Source organism: Qipengyuania sp. NPDC077563, assembly GCF_044901345.1.
In the GTDB taxonomy this organism is placed as follows: domain Bacteria; phylum Pseudomonadota; class Alphaproteobacteria; order Sphingomonadales; family Sphingomonadaceae; genus Qipengyuania; species Qipengyuania aestuarii.
The window spans coordinates 22,472-42,299 of record NZ_JBJDPC010000001.1; the positions used below are offsets into that span (position 1 = coordinate 22,472).

Sequence of the window (19,828 nt, forward strand, 5' to 3'; positions counted from 1 at the left end):
TTTTGGGGGGCTGAACATGAGAACGCTGGGATGGCTGGGCACAATCGCCCTTTTCGTAATAGGCACTTCCGGCCTTCCCGGCGCTGCTCATGCGCAAACCGGTAATCTTGACACACGTGTCGAAATCTCGCGTCAGATCATCGACACTGCCTATCCCGAAGCGGAGCGCTTCGAGATGTTTTCGAAGGTCGGGGACCAGATGGAAGCGCAAATGCGGCAGTCGGTCGAAGGACTGATCGAGGACGATGGGGCTCGCCAGATCATTCGTCGGTATCAGGCACTTGTGCGCGAGAAGCAGAACAAGCTTCTTGAGGAACATGTGCCGTTGCTCATGGACGCATGGGTCAAAGCTTACGCAGACATGTTTTCAGAAACCGAATTGCGCGACATTCTCTCTTTCGTTGAGACGGACTCCGGGAGAACGTTCATGATGCGCAGCACCGACGTATTGTCCAATGCGCATTTTGCGGCCGCAAATCAGGCATATATGGATGACGCCATGGCGCTCGCCATGGAGGATATGCCGAAAATGGTCGAAGAAATCGTGGAGTACAAGCAAGCTCAGGAAACTGAATAGCGCCAGTTGCGTCCTGATTGATGCGCCGTCCCGAAATGGGGCATGCCATCAGGCGCAACGAAAGATGCGCTTTACTCACGGAACACGAAGCATGCTGATCCTTTGTGCCATTGACGGGCAACAAAAGGACAGCGGGTTATGGAACCTCTCACCCTCCCCTTGTTAATCGGTTTCGTCATCATGTCGCTGGGATCGCTGGCGATTTATGCTCACGGCGACAAGCGCACCGAATTTCTTCATCACACACAGTTCCACTCGGTCGTGCCATTCATCGCCGCGACGGCCTATCTGGCCATGGCACTCGGCATCGGCCGCCTCGAGATGGCAGGCGGCCAGACCTTGTTTCTTGCCCGTTACGCGGACTGGGTGGTGACCACTCCCATCCTCCTCACCGGATTGATCCTGGCCGGGCTGCATGAGCATCCGCGCCACTCGACCTTCATTCTCCCCGCAGTCGTGCTCGATGCGCTCATGATCGTCACCGGCCTGCTGGCGGCGATGACCGAGAACGAAACAGCCAAATGGATCTGGTTCGCATGGTCGAGCGCAGCGTTCCTCGGCATCATCTACCTTTTGCTCGGCCCCGTAATGGTGGCGGCCCGCACGCTGGGCGGCAGGATGACCTCGGTCTATAAGGCCAACCTTACCTTCCTCCTGGTGGTCTGGGCCATCTATCCGATCGAATGGGCGCTGGGGCCGCAGGGCCTCGGCATGTTCACCACGCTGGCCGATGCCTGGTTCATCCTCGTCATGGATGTCACGGCCAAGGTGATTTACGGCTTCGTCGCAACGTCGCGGTTCAAGAAGCTGTCGATCGAGGACGCTGATCGCAAGCCGATGCCTGCGACCGAGGTCTGAAATCCGATTGTCCGCCGAGCCCGCCGCGAGCGCTTCACGAAAAGTCTCGCGGCGGGGTCGCGCGAATCGGCTCGCTTTACTATGGCGCGCGCATGCGTATCGCCCTTGCTTCCGACCATGCCGCCCTCGAGCTGAAAACCGCCCTGCGGGACTGGCTTATCGAAATGGGCCACGAGGTCGCAGACCTCGGTCCCGACACTGCCGACAGCGTCGATTATCCCGACTATGGCTACAAGCTCGCCGGGGTCGTTGCCGACGGTACGGCCGAACGTGGCATCGCCCTGTGCGGTAGCGGCATCGGCATCTCCATGAGCATCAATCGCAATCCGGCGGTGCGCTGCGCGCTGGTTTCCGAACCGCTCTCCGCGGCCCTTGCGCGCGAACATAATGACGCGAACTGCATCGCCATGGGCGCGCGCCTGACCGGCGTGGACATGGCCAAGGCCTGCGTCACCGCCTTTCTCGACACCGAATTCGCCGGCGGCCGGCATCAGCGCCGCGTCGACAAGCTTTCCAACCCCAGTTGCTAGGACCGACATGACCGACAACCGTTTCTGGAACGACACGCTCGAACAGGCCGACCCCGAGGTCTATGCCGCAGTCCGCAACGAACTGAAGCGCCAGCAGGACAAGATCGAACTGATCGCGAGCGAGAACATCGCCTCGACTGCCGTGCTCGAAGCCGCGGGCAGCGTCTTCACCAACAAATATGCCGAAGGCTATCCCGGCAAGCGTTATTACGGCGGCTGCGATTATGCCGACGTGGTGGAAACGCTGGCGATCGACCGGGCCAAGGAACTGTTCGGCTGCAACTTCGCCAACGTCCAGCCCAATTCGGGCAGCCAGATGAACCAGGCGGTCTTCCTCGCCCTGCTGCAGCCGGGCGATACCTTCATGGGGCTGGACCTGAATTCGGGTGGCCACCTCACTCACGGCTCGCCGGTCAATATGAGCGGCAAGTGGTTCAACCCCGCCAGCTATGGCGTGCGCAAGGACGATGAGCTCATCGACATGGATGAGGTCATGGCCATCGCGAAGGAACACAAGCCCAAGCTCATCATCGCCGGTGGCACCGCCTACAGCCGCGTGTGGGACTGGGAAGCCTTCCGCAAGGTGGCTGACGAGGTCGGCGCCTACCTGATGGTCGACATGAGCCACATCTCCGGCCTTGTCGCGGGCGGTGCGCATCCTTCGCCCTTCCCGCATGCCGATGTCGTCACCACCACCACGCACAAGAGCCTGCGCGGTCCGCGCTCGGGCATCATCCTGTGGAATGACGAGAAATACACCAAGCCGATCAACATGGCGGTCTTCCCCGGCATGCAGGGCGGCCCGCTGATGCATATCGTGGCAGCCAAGGCGGTCGCCTTCCGCGAGGCGCTGCGTCCGGAATTCAAGACCTATGCCGCCAATGTCGTCGCCAATGCGCGCGCTCTGGCGCGCGGGATCGAGGCGAATGGCCTACGCGTCGTCTCGGGCGGGACGGACAATCACTCCATGCTGGTCGACCTCACTGCCAAGGACGTGACGGGCAAGGCCGCGGAAGCGGGGCTCGACCGTGCGTGGCTGACCTGCAACAAGAACGGCATCCCATACGACACGCGCAGCCCCTTCGTGACCAGCGGCATCCGTCTCGGCACGCCCGCCGGCACCACGCGCGGCTTCGGAGAGGCCGAGTTCGAGACCATCGGCAAGCTCATCTGCGAAGTCGTTGGCGGCATGGCCAGCAACGGCCCCGATGGCGATGGCCAGGTCGAACAGAGCGTGCGTGACCGCGTCACCGAATTGTGCGAAGCTTTCCCCGTCTATCCCGGACGGTAAGGAGCTTCTTATGACAAACAAGCACGACGATCGCGATCCCAAGAAGGGCAATGGCTTCACCGACCACGATCTGGTCCCGGATGCCACCGCTGAAATCAAGGGCATGGCGAAGGAAGGGCTCGATCACCCGTCGACCAAGCCGGTCCTGACCGGTGCCGCCATCGGTGCGATTGCCGGCGGCGTCCTGCCGGTCGTCACCTGGCCGCTCGGGCTCGTGGCGGGTGCGGGCTTCATGCTTTACAAACGCCTGCGCCCCTGAGCGCGATTGCCTGACGAGACACTACCTAAATGCGTTGCCCGTTTTGTGCCCATGACGACAGTCAGGTAAAGGATTCGCGCCCGACCGAGGATTCCACCTCGATCCGCCGGCGCCGCCAGTGCTCCAAATGCGGCGCGCGCTTCACGACCTTCGAACGGGTACAACTGCGCGAGGTGACCGTGGTCAAGAGCGGCGAGCGGCGCCAGCCTTTCGATCGCAGCAAGCTGGAACAGTCAATCGCCCTCGCCTGCCGCAAGCGCGACGTGGCGCAGGAACAGATCGACCAGCTCGTCAGCGGAATCCAGCGCCAGGTCGAAACCGCAGGCGAGGCCGAAATCCCGTCCAAGCGCATCGGCGAACTGGTCATGGACGGGCTGCGACAGCTCGACAGCGTCGCCTACATCCGCTTCGCCTCGGTCTATCGAGATTTCAGCGAAGCCCGCGACTTCGAGGAATTCGCCAGCACGGTGCAGGAAGCTGCGAAGGGCGAGCAGAAAAGTGGCTGAGAATCGCAAACCCGTGATCGTGCTTGTCCGGCCGCAACTGGGCGAGAATATCGGCAAGGCTGCCCGGGCGATGCTCAATTTCGGCCTGGTCGAGCTGCGGATGGTCACGCCGCGCGACGGCTGGCCCAATCCCGATGCCGGTCCCTCTGCCGCGGGCGCCGATATCGTGCTGGAGCAGGCCCAGGTCTATGACAGCACGGCCGAAGCGGTTGCCGATTGCGCGCATGTCTACGCCACCACCGTGCGCAAGCGCGGAGTGACCAAGCCGGTCTTCACGCCGGAACAGGCGTGCCAGGAGATGGCGCATGCCGAAGGCCGCAGCGCGATCCTGTTCGGGCCCGAGCGTTCGGGGCTGGAAACGGAGGACGTCGCCCTCGCGCGCGCGATCCTCACCGTTCCGATCAATCCCGAATTCGGCTCGCTCAACCTGGCGCAGGCGGTGATCCTATGCGCCTATGAATGGTCGAAGCACGAACAGCTGGTGCAGCCGACGCAGGAAGACATCCTGCCGCCCGCCCCTCAGGAAGAGCTCGAAGGCCTCATCGCGCATCTCGAAGGGATGCTGGAACCCAAGGGCTATTTCCTGCCCGAACCGCGCGCCGATGCCACGCGGCGCACCTTGCGCGGCGTGTTGACCAAGCCGGGCTGGAATCACCTCGAGGTGCGGACCCTGCGCGGTGTGCTGTCGTCGCTGCAACGCGGGCCTAGGCCCTGATCCGGTCCCATTCGGCCAGTTCATAACCGATCGAGGTTTCGACCAGAAGCTCCCAGATTTGCTCGATCTTTTCTGCCGGAAGCCCCCGCTCCACAGCGTCAGCCTTCGCGTTCTCGATCACTTCTGCCTTGCGCGCTTCGTCGCGCACCACATTGCGATCCTGCTTGATGCGCGCGGCTGCCCGCATGTAACCGAACCTCCGGTCCAGCAGTTCCACCAATTCGCGATCGGTGCTGTCCACTCCGGTGCGCACTTCGGGCATGGTCCGGCAATCTTCGGGAAGCTTGAAACTGTCACTCATGGCCGCGCGGAATGGCGGGTAGATTGCGGCTTGTCGAGGACAAACCAAACCCTCTCTCGACTTGTCCGCAACACCTCGGCAATAGGGCCGCATGGCGAGCAATCCGAACACCTATCGCAACCAACCTGACGAGCGCGGACATTTCGGCGAATTTGGCGGCCGCTATGTCGCCGAAACGCTGATGCCGCTGGTCCTCGATCTCGAGCGCGAATATCGCGCCGCGCAGGCCGATCCCGCATTCCAGGCCGAATTCGACGACCTGCTGGAACATTACGTGGGCCGCCCCTCCCCGCTCTATTTTGCAGAACGGCTGACCGACGCGCTCGGCGGAGCGCAGGTCTGGTTCAAACGTGACGAGCTCAATCACACTGGCGCGCACAAGATCAACAATTGCATCGGGCAGATCCTGCTTGCGATCCGCATGGGCAAGACGCGCATCATCGCCGAAACCGGCGCGGGCCAGCATGGCGTCGCCACCGCAACGGTCTGCGCGCGCTTTGGCCTGCCCTGCGTCATCTACATGGGCGCAGAAGACGTGCGGCGCCAGTCGCCCAATGTCTTCCGCATGAAGCTGCTGGGCGCGGAAGTCGTGCCCGTCACCAGCGGGCGCGGCACGCTGAAGGATGCGATGAACGAAGGGCTGCGCGACTGGGTCGCGAATGTCCACGACACGTTCTACATCATCGGCACCGCCGCCGGGCCGCACCCCTACCCAGAACTGGTCCGCGATTTCCAGAGCGTGATCGGCAAGGAAGCGCGCGTGCAGATGCAGGACCGCATCGGCCGCTTGCCCGATCTGCTGGTGGCAGCCATCGGCGGTGGATCCAACGCGCTCGGCCTGTTCCACCCCTTCCTCGACGATCCGGACGTGAAGATGCTCGGGGTGGAGGCGGCGGGCCACGGGCTCGATGGCGACGAACACGCGGCTAGCCTGCTTGGCGGTTTTCCCGGCGTGCTCCACGGCAACAAGACCTATCTGCTGCAGGACGAGGACGGCCAGATCACCGAAGGCCATTCGATCAGCGCCGGACTCGACTATCCCGGCATCGGCCCCGAACACGCGTGGCTCAAGGACACGGGCCGCGTCGAATACACCGCCATCACCGACGAGGAAGCGCTGGAAGCCTTCCAGCTGCTGTGCCGCACCGAAGGCATCATCCCCGCATTGGAACCCAGCCACGCCATCGCGGCGGTCGCCAAGCGCGCCAAGGAGATGCCAAAGGACAGCGTGATCCTCGCCAACCTCTGCGGCCGCGGCGACAAGGACATCTTCACCGTGGCCGAAAGGCTGGGAGTGGAGATGTGAAACGAGAGCGGGCTCGATCCACGGGGCGAGAAAGCATCGAGTCTTTTCTCGACGACCTCTTGCTGACGGTCCGTGTCCGTCACCCCGGCCTCCGAGCCGGGGTCGAGCTGCCTTCATCGCCGCTCCACGAATAGCACGACCCCGGATCAAGTCCGGGGGGGACGAAAAGGAGATGGCACTGTCCTACAAGCCGTCGTCTGTGCAATCAGCAGGCTATGAAGTCCCGCAACTCACCTCTTATTCCACCCTCGATCGAGCCGCTCGCATCCCCTAAGTTTTTATCTTCAGGGCCGTGCTCCACGTGCTCCAACCTTCAGCTTCAGGCAGCGTAGTATGAACAGCCCGACCCGAATCGCCGCAGCTTTCGCCAAGCCGCATCCCGCCCTCGTCTGCTTCGTCACCGCCGGCGATGGCGACACGGCGGCCAATCTCGATGCGCTCGTCGAAGGCGGCGCGGATGTGATCGAACTGGGCATGCCCTTTACCGATCCCATGGCCGATGGCCCGGCGATCCAGAACGCCAACCTGCGCTCGCTCGGCGCGGGCACTACCACGGCGGACGTGCTGAAGATCGCGCGCAAGTTCCGCGGGCGCCATCCTGACGTGCCGCTGGTGCTGATGGGTTATGCCAATCCGATGATCCGCCGCGGACCGGACTGGTTCGCCCAGGCAGCAAGCGAGGCGGGCGTGGACGGCGTGATCTGCGTGGACATCCCGCCCGAAGAGGACGATGCGCTTGGCCCGCAGCTACGCGACAAGGGCATCGCCCCCATCCGCCTTGCCACCCCCACCACGGACGAAAAGCGCCTGCCGCAGGTACTCCAAGGATCGGGCGGCTTCCTCTATTACGTCTCGGTCGCGGGGATCACCGGCAAGCAGCAGGCAGCGCAGACCTCGATCGAAGAAGCGGTCGGCAGGCTGAAAGCGGCCACCGACCTCCCTATTGCCGTCGGCTTCGGCGTGCGCACGCCGGAGCAGGCAGGCGCCATTGCCAGGGTGGCGGACGGTGTGGTCGTCGGCTCCGCACTCGTCGAACTGGTGGGGGAACACGGCGCCGACGCTCCGGAAAAGCTGCGCGAATTGACGGCAAGCCTTGCCAAGGCGGTGCATTCGGCGGCAAAGGCCCCCGCGAAAGAAGGTTAGGCATGAACTGGTTCACACGCGTACGCAACTCGATCTCTTGGTTACCCAAGCGCAGCACCGACAAGGATCTGTGGGTCAAATGTCCGAACTGCCAGCAAATGGTGTTCGGTCAGGAGTATGAAGAGAATATGGATGTCTGCCCGCGCTGCGGCCACCATGGCCGGATCGGTGCGGACAAGCGGCTCGCGATGGTGCTCGATGAAGGCTTCCAGACGCTTCCCATTCCGGAAGTGAAGGAAGATCCGCTCAAGTTCCGCGATTCCAAGAAATACACCGACCGCCTGAAACAGGCCCGCGCCAAAAGCCCGCATAAGGACGCTTTCCTCGTTGGTGAAGGAGCCATTGAGGGCAAGCCGGCAGTCGTCGGCGTGCAGGACTTCACCTTCATGGGCGGCAGCATGGGCATGGCCGTGGGCACCGCCTTCTGCCAGGGCGCCGAACGCGCGCTGACGCTGCGCGCGCCCTATATCGTCGTGACCGCCGCGGGCGGTGCGCGCATGCAGGAAGGCATTCTCAGCCTGATGCAGATGCCCAAGGCGACCGTGATGACCCGGCGCCTCAAGGAAGCAGGCCTGCCCTACATCGTCGTGCTGACCGATCCGACCACGGGCGGCGTGACGGCGAGTTACGCCATGCTCGGCGATGTCCATATCGCGGAACCGGGCGCCCTGATCGGTTTCGCCGGCCAGCGCGTGATCCAGGACACGATCCGCGAACAGCTGCCCGAAGGCTTCCAGCGCGCAGAGTATCTGCACAAGCACGGCATGGTCGACATGGTCGTCCACCGCCACGATCTGCGCGATACGCTGTCGACGCTGATCGATTACCTCGCCCCGGCCGAGGCGGCCTGAGCCTTTCGATGCGGGACTTCGCCCGCTCCGAAAACACGGCCGTGCAGGCGCAGCTCGACCGGCTGGCCCAGCTGAGCGTACCCGATGGGCGGCTCGGGCTTGGCACTATCCGGGCCCTGCTGGACCGGCTGGGCAATCCGCACGAGCGGCTGCCCCCGGTCTTCCACGTGGCGGGCACCAACGGCAAGGGTTCGACCTGCGCCTTCCTGCGCGCCATGCTGGAGGCGGAAGGCTACCGGGTTCACGTGACCACGAGCCCGCATCTCGTTCGCTACAACGAACGCATCCGGGTGGCAGGCGAACTCATCAGTGACGAACGCCTCGCCCAATTGCTCGGTGAAGTGCTGGACGCGGGCGAGGATCTGAACCCCAGCTTCTTCGAAGTCACGATCGCCGCAGCCTTCACCGAATTCGCGCGCGTCCCGGCCGATGCCTGCGTGGTGGAAGTGGGCCTGGGTGGGCGGTTCGATGCGACCAATGTGCTGGAAAAATCGGCTGCGTGCGGGATAGCCGCGCTCGGCATCGACCACGAACGCTTCCTGCTGGCACCCGAAGAGGGCGTGCCGGAAGCGCCCCTCGCCCGGATCGCTTTCGAGAAGGCGGGTATCGCGAAATCGGGGGCTTCGCTCGTCACGCTCTCCTATCCCGAGATCGCCTCGAGCGAGATCGAAGCCGCCGCAGCACGTCACGGCGCGCCGCTGGCCATGTGCGGCCGGGAATGGTCTGCCGCGGCGACCGATCTCGAACTGCATTACGCCGACCGTCACGGGGAACTGGCGCTTCCGCTCCCCACCCTGCCCGGACCTCACCAGCCCGAGAATGCCGCGCTGGCGGCCGCGATGCTGAGGCATCAGGATTACGTGCCGGTCTCGGCCCGCGCCATCGCCTCAGGCATACGCAGTGCTGTCTGGCCGGCCAGGCTTCAGCGCCTCGCGCCTGGGCCGCTGACCGGCGATCGCGAGATCTGGCTCGACGGTGGGCACAACCCCTCAGCTGGAGAGATACTGGGTCGCCATTTCGCAGGCCAGCGGCTCCATCTGGTCATCGGCATGCTCGATGCAAAAGATCCCGCTGCGATCACGGCGCCATTACGCGGCGCCATTTCCAGCGTGACTGTCGTCCCGGTGCCCGGCCACGATTGGCACCCGGTCGGTGCTTTCGCTGACGGAAGCCGGGCGGCGGAGGACGTTCCCGCCGCCCTGGCCGCCCTTCCGCAGGACGGGCTGCCGGTGCTGATTGCCGGATCGCTCTATCTCGCCGGAGAGGTTCTGCGCCTGAATGCGGAATTGCCCGACTGATCGTCAGGCCGCAGAGGTCTCCGCCTCGCTCTCCCCGGCTTCGGGCGCCACGATCCCGGCGCTCCGCTTGCCGCGGCTCTCGCGGTACCATTCGAGGCACACCAGCACCGCGGCGCCAAGGCCGATCCAGGTCGTGAGAATGAAGACGTCGTAATAGCCCTGATTCTCGATCATCTCGCCCAGAGCGCCGCGCCCGAGCGTACCCACAAGCAGCGTGAGCGACGACAACAGGGCGTACTGGACAGCGCTGAACTTCTTGGACACGATCGAGGACAGCCAGGCGATATAGGCCGCACCCGCAATCCCGATGGCAAGGTTTTCGAAGGCGATGGTTATCGTCAGCCTTGCCAGCGCCGCATCGCCGATGCCGGGCACCTGCTCGATCAGATAGGTGAAGCCGATCGCGTCGCTGAACGCCTGCATGTTCGCGCCGCCAAGGGCCATATCCGCATAGAGCAGATTGGTAAGCGCGGCGAGAATGCCGCCGATAAGCAGCGTCGCCATCCGTCCGATCGTGGTGAGCATCAGCCCGCCCAAAGCGAGGCCTGCAATGATTGCGCCGACGCCGAAGAACTTGGACGCGAAGGCTACATCGTCATTGGTGTACTGAAGCTCGCCCAGATAGAAAGGATAGGCAAACGTGCCCCAGATCGCATCGCAGATGCGATAGGTCAGAACCACGGCGAGAATTAGCACCAGCGACCACCCCATGCGGCCGACGAATTCGACCAAAGGCAGAACCAGCGCGCGATAGAGATGATCGAGGGCAAACGCGCCTCCGGTCGCGGGCGCTTCGTCCACCGTGAGCAAATGCTTGCCCTGCTTCTTTTGCGAAGCGAGCCAGCCCGCAATCAGGGCAGGCAGGATAATGGTCGCCACGATGATCCACGGACCGATATTTACAGTAAATTCGGTCGGGTTCGGCCGGTCCTCCGGGGTATAGGTCATCGACATAATCATGAAGGCGAGCACCACGCCGATCGCCCCGGCCCAGAGCAGTCCCACCAGAGCCAGGGCACGATTGCGGATCGCCGGCGCGAGTTCGCCGGCCTTTCGCAAGGCGCGAACCTGCAGCTCGCTTTCATTGGCGATGTCAGACGCTTCCTCGTCCGCGTTCGGAGCCCACAGACCGATGAAGCCGACAAACAGGAGAATCGCCCCCATCAGCGCATAGGTTTCCGGCCATCCGATGCGCGCAGCGATGATCAGGCCCAGCGCACCGCCGACCAGAGAAGAAAGCCGGTAACCCATCTGATAGACAGTCGAGAGAATGTCGATGGTCGCGCGTTCGTCGGCAACGTCGATGCGCCAGGCATTGATCGCAATATCCTGCGTGGCACTGGCAAAAGCGCCAATGCCCGCCAAAAGGCTGAACCAACCGAGCTGGGTTCGTGGTTCAAGTATGCTCATGGTCACAAGAATCGCGCCCAGCAGCAATTGCATCGGGACGATCCACTGCTTGCGGCGCCCCAGTTTGCGCAGGACGGGGATGTTGACCTTGTCGATCAACGGAGACCAGAGGAACTGGAAGGCATAGGCCAGACCGATCAGGCTGAAGATACCCATCGTCTCGAGGTCGACCTCCGCCTCGGTAAGCCACGCGAACAAGGTGCCGAGAAAGAGAGCAAAGGGCAGACCGCTGGCGAAACCGAATAGCAGCATGAAGCCCGTTTTTCGGTTCGTAAGCGCAAGGCCGAGAACTTTGACCGCGGATTTCTTTTTCTTTTCTGCCGCTTCGGCCATGCAAGAGCGTCCTTCCGTTTATCGTATTTTTTGCGACACTAGCGCCTGGATAGAGAAAGGAACAGGCGCAATGGGAGTTCCTTAGCCGCAGCCAGATGGCGATGAACGTATGTCGTTATAGAGGGGGCAAAATACTCACGGCTGGCTGAACCGGCGCTTGCCGCTTTGGCCTGTGGGGCGATGCTCCGTCAGGACCAAGTTATGGTCATCCACTCTAAGCGAAGAAGACCGCTGCGTATTGCGGCACGAGGAAGCCTTGCGTGCTTCCAGCGGAAGGCTTAACCGCGCTGTCATGGCCGAAAACAGACTTCCCGAAGCCGGCGACCGGATCGCCAAGCTGCTCGCCCGCGCGGGCGTAGCAAGCCGCCGAGAGATCGAGCGGATGATCGCCGACGGGCGTGTTTCGCTCAACGGCAAGGTGCTCGACACGCCGGCGATCAAGCTGGAGAGCCTTCGCGGCGTGAGTGTCGACGGCAAGCCCGTGGGTGAAGCCGAGGCGACGCGGCTGTTCGCCTTTCACAAACCGTCGGGCCTCATCACGGCCGAACACGATCCCAAGGGACGGCCGACAATCTATACCGCGCTGCGCAATGCCCTGCCAAAGGATGCCGGCAGGGTGATGCCGGTGGGCCGCCTCGACTTCAACACCGAGGGGCTGCTGCTGCTCACCAATGACGGCGAAATGAAGCGCGCGATGGAGCTGCCGTCGACCGGCGTACCGCGCACCTACCGTGCCCGGGCATTCGGCGACATAACCCAAGCGCAGCTGGACGAAATGATCGAAGGCGTCGAGATCGACGGGATCCGCTACGGCCAGGTCGAGGCCAATCTCGAACGCGGGTCGGGCCGCAACCGCTGGATCGAAATGACTTTGCGCGAAGGGAAGAACCGCGAAGTCCGCAGGATTCTTGAGCATCTCGGCCTTGAGGTGAACCGCTTGCTACGCATCGGCTACGGCCCATTCCATCTGGGCGATCTGCCCCGCGGGCAGGCGGTCGAGATCAAGCGCGGCGATGTCGAGGGGTTCAAGCGGGAGCTGGCGCGCGGAGGCCGTTCGTGAGGATCATTGCTGGCGACTGGCGCGGCCGCAAGATCGTCGCGCCCAGGGGAGACCTCACGCGCCCGACATCGGACCGCACGCGCGAGACTCTGTTCAGCATGCTGGCCAGTCGCCTCGGCAGCTTTGACGACATCTCGGTGGTCGATCTGTTCGCCGGATCCGGCGCGCTGGGCCTCGAAGCTCTGTCGCGCGGCGCAGCCTCCTGCCTCTTCGTCGAGCAGGAAAGCGAGGCGGTGAAGGCGATCAGAGCCAATATCGACACTTTCGATGCACGAACCCGGACCCAGGTCCAGCAAGGCTCGGTCATGGCCCTCCCCCCTGCAAAAATGCCGCATGATCTGATCCTGCTCGATCCGCCCTACGACACCGGCGCCGGTCAGGTCGCTCTCGACCGCATGTCGCGGCTCGGCTGGATCGGCAGCGCCAGTTGGATCGCATTGGAAACCCGCAAAGACGAAGGCATTGCGGTCAAGGCATTGGAGATCGAAAGCGAGCGGGTCGTCGGCAAGGCAAAGCTCACGCTGTTACGACTGAAAGACTAGCCCCCACAAAGAAAGGGCGGGACCGCATATGCAGCCCCGCCTACTCCTTTTTTGCAGATCATTCTGCGAACCTACATGTAGGATTAGTTGTTCGGACGTGTTGCCGGAAGCGGCTCGTTAATTTCGCTTGCTGGACGACCCGGCCAATATTCGAGCGGGCGGTTTACGCCTGCACCGCGCTTGCCTGCTTCCCACGCATTAATGCAATTATCCTGTTCGTCGGCCGAACAGATCGGGAGGTCTCCGGTCGGAGGACCTGCGTCCGCCGGCGTCGATTGGACGACTTCGCTGCTCACGAAGCGCGGGGACATGGAACTGGCAGATGCTGCCGAGGTTCTGGCGGTCGCGGCGGTGCTGGAATTGTTCATGCCTGACATTTGGGCGCTGATCTGCTGCCAAGCCATCGTGCGCTGTTCCGGAGTCATTTCGTAGATGCGCACACGCTGGGGATCGGTGAGCACCCACCACGCTTCGGTCTGAGTCGGCTCCAGGGTCCAGTAATATTCCTGAACGTCGCTGGGCCACGCATCGTAAGCGCCACGGCGGTCTACTGGCCATCCTTCGTACATCGTGGTCTGGGCGTCGGTAAGAACATAGGCCTCACCATCTGCAGTGACAGCCATATCTTGGGCAATTGCGGGGGCGGCAGCAAAAGCAAGGGCTGCGGCGCTGGCAAAAATAATGTTTCTCATAATCTAGTCTCCTGACGTTGACCTTGAGCCTAGTACGCAGCGGGACAGGTGATTGTTCCGAAGACGTCCCCCGGGGGTTGTACAGCGAGGCTGCGTTCCCTAGTTGTTCTGACATAATGCCAGACCTATCGACCCCGCTCGAAAACGCCGGAAATGCCGACGTTCCAGCCTATGCCGCTACCCTGAACGAGCCGCAGAAACAGGCTGTGCTGACTACTGAAGGCCCGGTCCTGATGCTGGCGGGGGCTGGCACTGGCAAGACCGCCGCGCTCACCGCCCGGCTGGCGCATCTGATTGCCACCCGCAGGGCTTGGCCGAGCGAAATTCTCTGCGTCACATTTACCAACAAGGCCGCGCGCGAGATGCGCGAACGCGTGGGCCGCCATATCGGCGATGCGGTCGAAGGCATGCCCTGGCTCGGCACCTTCCATTCGATCGGTGCAAGGATGCTGCGCCGCCATGCCGAGATCGTGGGCCTGCAAAGCAATTACACCATCATCGATACCGATGATCAGCTGCGCCTGCTGAAGCAGCTCATCCAGGAACAGGATCTGGATGAAAAACGCTGGCCTGCCCGCCAGCTGGCCGGTCTGATCGATCGCTGGAAGAACCGCGGGCTCAATCCGGGCGATCTCGATGCGGTGGAAAACGAAGCCTATGCCAACGGGCGCGGGGCGCAGTTCTACAAGCTTTACCAGGACCGGCTGAAAGCGCTGAACGCCTGCGATTTCGGCGACCTGCTGCTGCATATGCTCAACATCTTCCGCCAGCATCACGATGTGCTGGCGCAGTATCAGCAGCGTTTCAAATACATCCTGGTGGACGAATATCAGGACACCAATCAGGTGCAGTATTTGTGGCTGCGCCTGCTGGCACAGGCGCACAAGAATATCTGCGTGGTGGGCGACGATGATCAGTCGATCTATTCCTGGCGCGGGGCCGAAGTGGCCAATATCCTGAAGTTCGAAAAGGATTTTCCCGGCGCGGCGGTCATCAAGCTGGAACAGAACTACCGGTCGACACCGCAAATCCTGGCGGCGGCTTCCGGCCTGATCGATGCCAACAGCGAACGGCTGGGCAAGACGCTGTGGACCGAACTGCCCGCCGGAGAAAAGGTGCGGGTTGTCGGCATCTGGGACGGCCCGGAAGAGGCCCGCCGGGTGGGCGAGGCGATAGAACGGCTGGAAAGCGAAGGCGCTCCGCTCGATCAGGTAGCCATTCTGGTGCGCGCCCAGTACCAGACCCGCGAGTTCGAAGACCGCTTCATTCAGATCGGCCTCAATTACCGCATCGTCGGCGGCTTCCGCTTTTACGAGCGCGCCGAAATTCGCGACGCCCTCGCCTATCTGCGCACAATCGCCCAGCCAGCAGACGATCTGGCGTTCGAAAGGATATACAACCAGCCTAAGCGCGGGCTCGGCGCCAAGACGCTCGAAGCGATGCGCCGCCACGCCCGCCGCACGCAGCAACCGCTCGCGGCCGCGTCGCTTGATCTCGCCGATAGCGATGAACTGCCTGCCCGCGCGCGCAACACTCTGGTCGGCCTGCTGAGCCAGTTCGTCCACTGGCGCGAAATGGCAGAAAAGGTCACCCCATCCGAATTGCTGCGCACGGTTCTGGTGGAAAGCGGTTACGAAGAAATGCTGCAGAAAGATCGCAGCGCGGAAAGCGCCGGGCGGCTGGAAAACCTGTCCGAGCTTGCGCGGGCGATGGAAGAGTACGAAACGCTCACCGATTTCCTCGAACATGTCAGCCTGGTGATGGACAATGACCGCGCCGACGATGGCGAAAAGGTCACCATCATGACCATGCACGCCGCGAAGGGGCTGGAGTTCGATCACGTGTTTCTGCCCGGATGGGAAGAAGGCGTTTTCCCGAGCCAGCGGGCAATCGACGAAGGCGGGCTCGCCAGTCTCGAGGAAGAACGACGGCTTGCCTATGTCGCGATCACTCGCGCCAAGCGCCGCTGTACCATTTTCCACGCCGCGAACCGGCGCATCTATGGGCAATGGACCAGCTCCATACCCAGCAGGTTCATCGGCGAACTGCCGAATGAACATGTGGAAAGCGAAACCACGATGAGCGGAGGTGCTTCCCTGTGGCGCGCGAACTGGACCGAAACCGAAGATCCCTTCGCCCACGTTTCAACCGCACGTCCGGACCGCAGCACGGCGCGCGGGCCCGGCTGGCAGCGCGCACTGGCAAGTGGCTATGAGACAGCGCCTAAAAGATTGGCGGAATCGGGGAAAAGCGCGGCGAGTTTCGCGGCAAAACCCCGCACCGATGTCAGCATCGGTGCGCGGGTGTTTCACGATAAATTCGGCTACGGCATCGTCACCGATCAGGAAGGCAACAAGCTGGAAATCGAATTCGAAAAGTCCGGCACGAAGCGGGTTCTAGACAGCTTCGTCACGCTCGCCACCGACTAAGCGGCAAGCCTTTTGCCCTGATCTCCTGAATTGATTTCTGAGGCAGAATTTCTGCGCCTTAAAGCGCGGAAACGTCCAGGAAGCTTGGGCGCGGGCCGTTCCATTCGCCCGGCGCGGTTGGGCCGTCATCGCGATCGTTGTCCCGGTAAGAACGCTTCGCCTTCTTTTCCGGTTCGCTATCCCGGCTGCGGCGCGACCTGGCGGGCGCTTCTTCCGAATCGCCGCGCTTTTCCCTGACGGGCTTTTCCTTCGGCGCTTCGACCAGTTCGACGCGGACGTCCTTCTTGCCGAAGACGGCAATCGGGGTCTCGGTCAGCTTTTCGACATTCTGGATCGCTTCGGCGTCTTCGCCGGTCACGAAGGTGAATGCGCGGCCTTTGGCCCCTGCCCGCCCCGTACGGCCGATCCGATGTACGTAATCGTCAGGGTGCCAGGGCGTGTCGAAATTGAAGACGTGGCTTACGCCCTTCACATCCAGTCCGCGCGCCGCGACATCCGACGCGACGAGGATGTTGACCTCGCCCGCCTTGAATCGCTCCAGTTCCTGGATCCGGCTGGACTGATCCATGTCGCCGTGGATCTCGCTACTCGCGAAACCGTGACGTTGCAGGCTCTGGTTGAGCTCGCGCACGGTGGTCTTGCGGTTGGCGAAGATGATCGCCGTCTCCACCAGATCATTACGGAGCAACCAGCGCAGCGTCTCACGCTTCTTGCGCGGCTCCACCGGGATCTTGAAGGCGGTGATGTCCTTGTTGGTGGTGGCTGCCCGGCTCACTTCGATCCGCTTGGGATTATCGAGGAACTTCTTGGCCAGCTTTTCGATCGGCGGCGGCATGGTCGCCGAAAACAGCATGGTCTGCCGTGTTTCGGGAAGCTTGTCGCAAATAAACTCGATATCGGGAATGAACCCCATATCCAGCATCCGGTCGGCTTCGTCGATGACGAGCAGCTCGCAGCCATTGAGCAGGATTTTTCCACGCTCGAACAGGTCCATCAGGCGGCCCGGGGTCGCAATCAGGACATCGACGCCATCGTTAAGCGCCTTGACCTGATCGCCCATCTGCACGCCGCCGATCAGCAGCACGAGCTTGAGATCGTGATTCTTGCCGTATTTCTCGAAATTTTCGGCGACCTGGGCGGCCAGTTCCCGCGTCGGAGCGAGAATGAGGCTGCGGGGCATCAGAGCACGGCGGCGGCCGCTCGCAAGAATGTCGATCATCGGCAGGACGAAACTGGCTGTCTTGCCAGTACCGGTCTGCGCGATGCCGATGATGTCTTTCATCATCAGTACCGGCGGGATGGCCTGTGCCTGGATCGGAGTCGGCTCGGTGTAGCCGGCCTCTTCGACGGCTTTGAGCAGGTCTGCGGAAAGGCCGAGATCGGCAAAACTCATGCGGCTAACGATTGCCCCTTTTCAGGAAAAATATCAGAAAATACCAGAAAAGGCCGCGCCAAGGCGGCCTCTAGCGAGGGCGCCCATCGCCAATTCATCGCCTCAAGTCAAGGAAAACCGCCTCAGTCGACGGGTTCGAGAGCCAGTTGCGTGAACCGTGTCACCTGGCATTTGGCCCCTGCCCTGCTCAGCAGCCGGTCGCGATTGATGCAGATCTTTCCATCGTCGCTGCGCTCCATGTAAAAGCCGCGGTAGAAATCGCGCGGGCTGCAGCCCTTTTCGAGCTTGGCCAGCAGCGTCCTGCGGTCATGGGTAAACATGGCCAGGCGATCGCCTTGGTCGGCAACGCCGCCGATATCTTCGCTATCCACGCATTTGGCATAGGGCCGTTCGACCAATCGCCGGCGCGGACTCGCCTGGGATGAGCTGGCGGTAAGATTCTGGCGTACTGGCCCGCGGGCGGGCGAAATGCGCAAGATGATGCGCCGCTCGATCCGGACCTGCTCGTTTGTAGAGGGGCCGATACCCTCGAACACCGGCGACCAGGCCGGCGCTTCCCTGGCCAGAGGCAGCGGCGACATCCGCCGGTCGCGAATCTGCTGCGCCTGCTCCGGACGGACCTCCTCGGCGGAGGGATCAGCGCCGGTCTCTACCGTCAGGGGCAGCAGCAGCACGACAGGTGCAAGAAAGAACGACAAGCTTGGCATGCGTAGAAGTGTCAGAGATCCCTTGGCAGCACCGAAGACAGCAGGATGGCTTCGCGACTGTCGCCCTACCCCCGCATCCTTGAATACTGGCTTAATTGATTGGCAGGCGTTGGCAATAGGGTGACTTCCCCCAACGCTTTATGCCATTCGGGGGCACATGACCCACGAACCCTCTTTCCTTGCCGCTGTGGCCGATCTGCTCGGTCCGCGCGGCTTCACGACCGATCTCGAATTGCTGGACCCATGGCTGACCGACTGGCGCGGCAGGTTCACCGGCAAGGCGCTTGGCCTGGCCTCTCCAGCGAGCACGCAGGAAGTATCCGCGCTGGTCACGCTATGCGCCGAACACGAGGTGCCGATCGTCCCCCAGGGGGGCAACAGCGGCATGTCCGGCGGCGCCACCCCCGATACCACCGGCAAGAGCCTCATCCTCTCTCTTCGCCGTATGAATGAATTTGGTGCATTTGACGTTAAGGCGCGCCAGATCACGTGTGGTGCAGGCGTCATTCTCCAGACCCTCCACGAACGGGTTGCCGAAGAAGGCCTTCGCTTTCCCCTCACCCTCGGAGGAAAAGGATCCGCCACTATTGGCGGACTGATATCGACCAATGCTGGCGGCACACAGGTATTGCGGCACGGGACGATGCGCGCTCAGGTGCTGGGGCTGGAAGCCGTCATGGCTGACGGCTCCGTGCTCGACACGCTTACCCCGCTAAAAAAAGACAACCGCGGTTTCGACCTGAAGCAATTGCTCATTGGCTCCGAAGGGACACTGGGCATCGTGACCGCAGCTACATTGCAGCTCTTGCCACAAATCAGCAATCGGCGGGTCATCTGGGCAGGTCTCGCATCTCTTCAAAAAGCGCGAGAGCTGCTCCTACATTGCGAGGCCCAAGCCCCCGACTTCTTGGAAGGATTCGAAGTCTTACCGAGTCATAGCCTCGAAGCGGTGCTCGCCCACCTTCCCGACGCGCGTAGTCCGGTCGCCGAGAAGTATCCCTGGCATGCGTTGATCGAGCTGACGGCAATCCAAGGCGAAAACGAACCGCTCGCGCAAAAAACGGAAATCTTGATGGTTTCGGCATTCGAGGCAAATCTTATCGAAGATGCCGTTATTTCCAGCAATGAAACGCAAGCAGAGGCATTCTGGTTACTGAGAGATTCGATCGCTCCGGCAGAAAGAGCGATCGGTCCTGCCATGCAGCACGACATTTCGATTCCGGTTGCGCTGATGGCCGACTTCATTGAGAAAGTATCGCCGGAAATCGAACACCGTTTCCCAGGGACGACGACCGTTGCATTTGGCCACCTCGGCGACGGCAACGTGCACTTTCATGTCCTCGCGCCGAAGGGAGCCGACCCGCAACGCTGGGAGGCAGGCGACGCGAAGGAAGTCAGCCGGTTCGTACATGATAAGGTTTCGCAATGGGGAGGCTCCATCAGCGCCGAACACGGAATCGGCCAGATCAAGCGGGATGAGTTGGAACGGCTGGGCGACCCCGCAAGGCTTGCACTCATGCGAAACATAAAGGCCGCACTCGATCCCAAAGGCATTATGAATCCCGGAAAACTGGTGCCGCTTGCGAAACAAGCTGCAACTACGTAAGGCCCACGGTCCGGCGCGTAA

At 62.3% G+C, this 19,828-nt stretch carries 20 protein-coding genes; 15 read left to right on the top strand and 5 right to left on the bottom strand.

Annotated features, from left to right (window positions below; translation table 11 throughout):
- Positions 1-16: 16 nt before the first annotated feature.
- The 7 genes from ACI2I1_RS00125 (at position 17) to ACI2I1_RS00155 (ending at position 4,736) form a co-directional block, all read left to right on the top strand.
- The gene (locus ACI2I1_RS00125; protein WP_404677422.1) at positions 17-577 is read left to right on the top strand and encodes a hypothetical protein; all 561 of its coding nucleotides are present in this window, start codon (positions 17-19) and stop codon (positions 575-577) included.
- Between the two features lie 138 nt (positions 578-715).
- Complete coding sequence (locus tag ACI2I1_RS00130; protein ID WP_404677423.1) at positions 716-1,435, top strand: bacteriorhodopsin; 720 nt, start codon at positions 716-718, stop codon at positions 1,433-1,435.
- Positions 1,436-1,527: 92 nt separating this feature from the next.
- Positions 1,528-1,965: a ribose 5-phosphate isomerase B gene (gene rpiB / locus ACI2I1_RS00135; protein WP_404677424.1), complete on the top strand. Its 438-nt coding sequence runs from the start codon at positions 1,528-1,530 to the stop codon at positions 1,963-1,965.
- 7 nt (positions 1,966-1,972) lie between these two features.
- Positions 1,973-3,256, top strand: a complete 1,284-nt coding sequence (gene glyA / locus ACI2I1_RS00140; protein WP_404677425.1) for a serine hydroxymethyltransferase — start codon at positions 1,973-1,975, stop codon at positions 3,254-3,256.
- A 10-nt stretch (positions 3,257-3,266) separates the two neighbouring features.
- Positions 3,267-3,515 (top strand): hypothetical protein, encoded by a 249-nt coding sequence (locus ACI2I1_RS00145; RefSeq protein ID WP_221541480.1) that lies wholly within the window; start codon positions 3,267-3,269, stop codon positions 3,513-3,515.
- 29 nt (positions 3,516-3,544) lie between these two features.
- Complete coding sequence (gene nrdR / locus ACI2I1_RS00150) at positions 3,545-4,021, top strand: transcriptional regulator NrdR (protein ID WP_221541479.1); 477 nt, start codon at positions 3,545-3,547, stop codon at positions 4,019-4,021.
- The gene (locus tag ACI2I1_RS00155; protein ID WP_404677426.1) at positions 4,014-4,736 is read left to right on the top strand and encodes an RNA methyltransferase; all 723 of its coding nucleotides are present in this window, start codon (positions 4,014-4,016) and stop codon (positions 4,734-4,736) included. The genes nrdR and ACI2I1_RS00155 overlap by 8 nt, the downstream gene beginning before the upstream one ends.
- Here the strand turns inward: ACI2I1_RS00155 and ACI2I1_RS00160 are convergent.
- Positions 4,726-5,037, bottom strand: coding sequence for a chorismate mutase (locus ACI2I1_RS00160; protein ID WP_404677427.1), 312 nt, complete (start codon positions 5,035-5,037; stop codon positions 4,726-4,728). The genes ACI2I1_RS00155 and ACI2I1_RS00160 overlap by 11 nt on opposite strands.
- A gap of 91 nt (positions 5,038-5,128) precedes the next feature.
- Between ACI2I1_RS00160 and trpB the strand changes: the two genes are divergently transcribed.
- From trpB to ACI2I1_RS00180, 4 genes are all read left to right on the top strand, one after another.
- Entirely contained in the window at positions 5,129-6,343 is a 1,215-nt protein-coding gene (gene trpB / locus ACI2I1_RS00165) for a tryptophan synthase subunit beta (protein ID WP_404677428.1), read from the top strand.
- A gap of 333 nt (positions 6,344-6,676) precedes the next feature.
- Positions 6,677-7,486: a tryptophan synthase subunit alpha gene (gene trpA / locus ACI2I1_RS00170; RefSeq protein WP_404677429.1), complete on the top strand. Its 810-nt coding sequence runs from the start codon at positions 6,677-6,679 to the stop codon at positions 7,484-7,486.
- A 2-nt stretch (positions 7,487-7,488) separates the two neighbouring features.
- Positions 7,489-8,337 (top strand): acetyl-CoA carboxylase, carboxyltransferase subunit beta, encoded by an 849-nt coding sequence (accD, locus tag ACI2I1_RS00175; protein WP_221541473.1) that lies wholly within the window; start codon positions 7,489-7,491, stop codon positions 8,335-8,337.
- 8 nt (positions 8,338-8,345) lie between these two features.
- Complete coding sequence (locus ACI2I1_RS00180) at positions 8,346-9,635, top strand: bifunctional folylpolyglutamate synthase/dihydrofolate synthase (RefSeq protein ID WP_404677430.1); 1,290 nt, start codon at positions 8,346-8,348, stop codon at positions 9,633-9,635.
- Between the two features lie 3 nt (positions 9,636-9,638).
- On the opposite strand, the gene ACI2I1_RS00185 is transcribed toward ACI2I1_RS00180, so the two are convergent.
- Positions 9,639-11,378 (bottom strand): AmpG family muropeptide MFS transporter, encoded by a 1,740-nt coding sequence (locus ACI2I1_RS00185; RefSeq protein ID WP_404677431.1) that lies wholly within the window; start codon positions 11,376-11,378, stop codon positions 9,639-9,641.
- A gap of 292 nt (positions 11,379-11,670) precedes the next feature.
- Between ACI2I1_RS00185 and ACI2I1_RS00190 the strand changes: the two genes are divergently transcribed.
- Positions 11,671-12,438: a pseudouridine synthase gene (locus ACI2I1_RS00190; protein WP_404677432.1), complete on the top strand. Its 768-nt coding sequence runs from the start codon at positions 11,671-11,673 to the stop codon at positions 12,436-12,438.
- The gene (rsmD, locus tag ACI2I1_RS00195) at positions 12,435-12,980 is read left to right on the top strand and encodes a 16S rRNA (guanine(966)-N(2))-methyltransferase RsmD (RefSeq protein WP_404677433.1); all 546 of its coding nucleotides are present in this window, start codon (positions 12,435-12,437) and stop codon (positions 12,978-12,980) included. Before ACI2I1_RS00190 ends, rsmD begins: the two co-directional genes overlap by 4 nt.
- An 83-nt stretch (positions 12,981-13,063) precedes the next feature.
- Here the strand turns inward: rsmD and ACI2I1_RS00200 are convergent, their stop codons facing one another.
- Complete coding sequence (locus ACI2I1_RS00200; RefSeq protein ID WP_404677434.1) at positions 13,064-13,672, bottom strand: hypothetical protein; 609 nt, start codon at positions 13,670-13,672, stop codon at positions 13,064-13,066.
- 116 nt (positions 13,673-13,788) lie between these two features.
- Between ACI2I1_RS00200 and ACI2I1_RS00205 the strand changes: the two genes are divergently transcribed.
- Complete coding sequence (locus ACI2I1_RS00205) at positions 13,789-16,101, top strand: ATP-dependent helicase (RefSeq protein ID WP_404677435.1); 2,313 nt, start codon at positions 13,789-13,791, stop codon at positions 16,099-16,101.
- 58 nt (positions 16,102-16,159) lie between these two features.
- Here ACI2I1_RS00205 and ACI2I1_RS00210 read toward each other — a convergent pair whose 3' ends face one another.
- Both ACI2I1_RS00210 and ACI2I1_RS00215 read right to left on the bottom strand, forming a co-directional pair.
- Positions 16,160-17,494, bottom strand: coding sequence for a DEAD/DEAH box helicase (locus ACI2I1_RS00210; protein WP_224811678.1), 1,335 nt, complete (start codon positions 17,492-17,494; stop codon positions 16,160-16,162).
- A 122-nt stretch (positions 17,495-17,616) separates the two neighbouring features.
- Positions 17,617-18,168 carry a hypothetical protein gene (locus ACI2I1_RS00215; RefSeq protein ID WP_404677436.1) on the bottom strand — a complete coding sequence of 184 codons (552 nt, stop codon included), beginning with the start codon at positions 18,166-18,168 and terminating at the stop codon, positions 17,617-17,619.
- A 190-nt stretch (positions 18,169-18,358) separates the two neighbouring features.
- Here ACI2I1_RS00215 and ACI2I1_RS00220 point away from each other — a divergent pair, with 190 nt between their 5' ends.
- Positions 18,359-19,807 carry an FAD-binding oxidoreductase gene (locus ACI2I1_RS00220; protein WP_404677437.1) on the top strand — a complete coding sequence of 483 codons (1,449 nt, stop codon included), beginning with the start codon at positions 18,359-18,361 and terminating at the stop codon, positions 19,805-19,807.
- Positions 19,808-19,828: the final 21 nt, after the last annotated feature.

Excerpts from the sequence above, each read along its gene's own strand:
- ACI2I1_RS00125 (WP_404677422.1), top strand. The coding sequence starts at position 17 with ATGAGAACGCTGGGATGGCTGGGCACAATCGCCCTTTTCGTAATAGGC.
- ACI2I1_RS00130 (WP_404677423.1), top strand. The coding sequence starts at position 716 with ATGGAACCTCTCACCCTCCCCTTGTTAATCGGTTTCGTCATCATGTCG.
- rpiB (WP_404677424.1), top strand. The coding sequence starts at position 1,528 with ATGCGTATCGCCCTTGCTTCCGACCATGCCGCCCTCGAGCTGAAAACC.
- glyA (WP_404677425.1), top strand. The coding sequence starts at position 1,973 with ATGACCGACAACCGTTTCTGGAACGACACGCTCGAACAGGCCGACCCC.
- ACI2I1_RS00145 (WP_221541480.1), top strand. The coding sequence starts at position 3,267 with ATGACAAACAAGCACGACGATCGCGATCCCAAGAAGGGCAATGGCTTC.
- nrdR (WP_221541479.1), top strand. The coding sequence starts at position 3,545 with ATGCGTTGCCCGTTTTGTGCCCATGACGACAGTCAGGTAAAGGATTCG.
- ACI2I1_RS00160 (WP_404677427.1), bottom strand. The coding sequence starts at position 5,037 with ATGAGTGACAGTTTCAAGCTTCCCGAAGATTGCCGGACCATGCCCGAA.
- trpB (WP_404677428.1), top strand. The coding sequence starts at position 5,129 with ATGGCGAGCAATCCGAACACCTATCGCAACCAACCTGACGAGCGCGGA.
- trpA (WP_404677429.1), top strand. The coding sequence starts at position 6,677 with ATGAACAGCCCGACCCGAATCGCCGCAGCTTTCGCCAAGCCGCATCCC.
- accD (WP_221541473.1), top strand. The coding sequence starts at position 7,489 with ATGAACTGGTTCACACGCGTACGCAACTCGATCTCTTGGTTACCCAAG.
- ACI2I1_RS00180 (WP_404677430.1), top strand. The coding sequence starts at position 8,346 with ATGCGGGACTTCGCCCGCTCCGAAAACACGGCCGTGCAGGCGCAGCTC.
- ACI2I1_RS00185 (WP_404677431.1), bottom strand. The coding sequence starts at position 11,378 with ATGGCCGAAGCGGCAGAAAAGAAAAAGAAATCCGCGGTCAAAGTTCTC.
- ACI2I1_RS00190 (WP_404677432.1), top strand. The coding sequence starts at position 11,671 with ATGGCCGAAAACAGACTTCCCGAAGCCGGCGACCGGATCGCCAAGCTG.
- ACI2I1_RS00200 (WP_404677434.1), bottom strand. The coding sequence starts at position 13,672 with ATGAGAAACATTATTTTTGCCAGCGCCGCAGCCCTTGCTTTTGCTGCC.
- ACI2I1_RS00205 (WP_404677435.1), top strand. The coding sequence starts at position 13,789 with ATGCCAGACCTATCGACCCCGCTCGAAAACGCCGGAAATGCCGACGTT.
- ACI2I1_RS00210 (WP_224811678.1), bottom strand. The coding sequence starts at position 17,494 with ATGAGTTTTGCCGATCTCGGCCTTTCCGCAGACCTGCTCAAAGCCGTC.
- ACI2I1_RS00220 (WP_404677437.1), top strand. The coding sequence starts at position 18,359 with ATGACCCACGAACCCTCTTTCCTTGCCGCTGTGGCCGATCTGCTCGGT.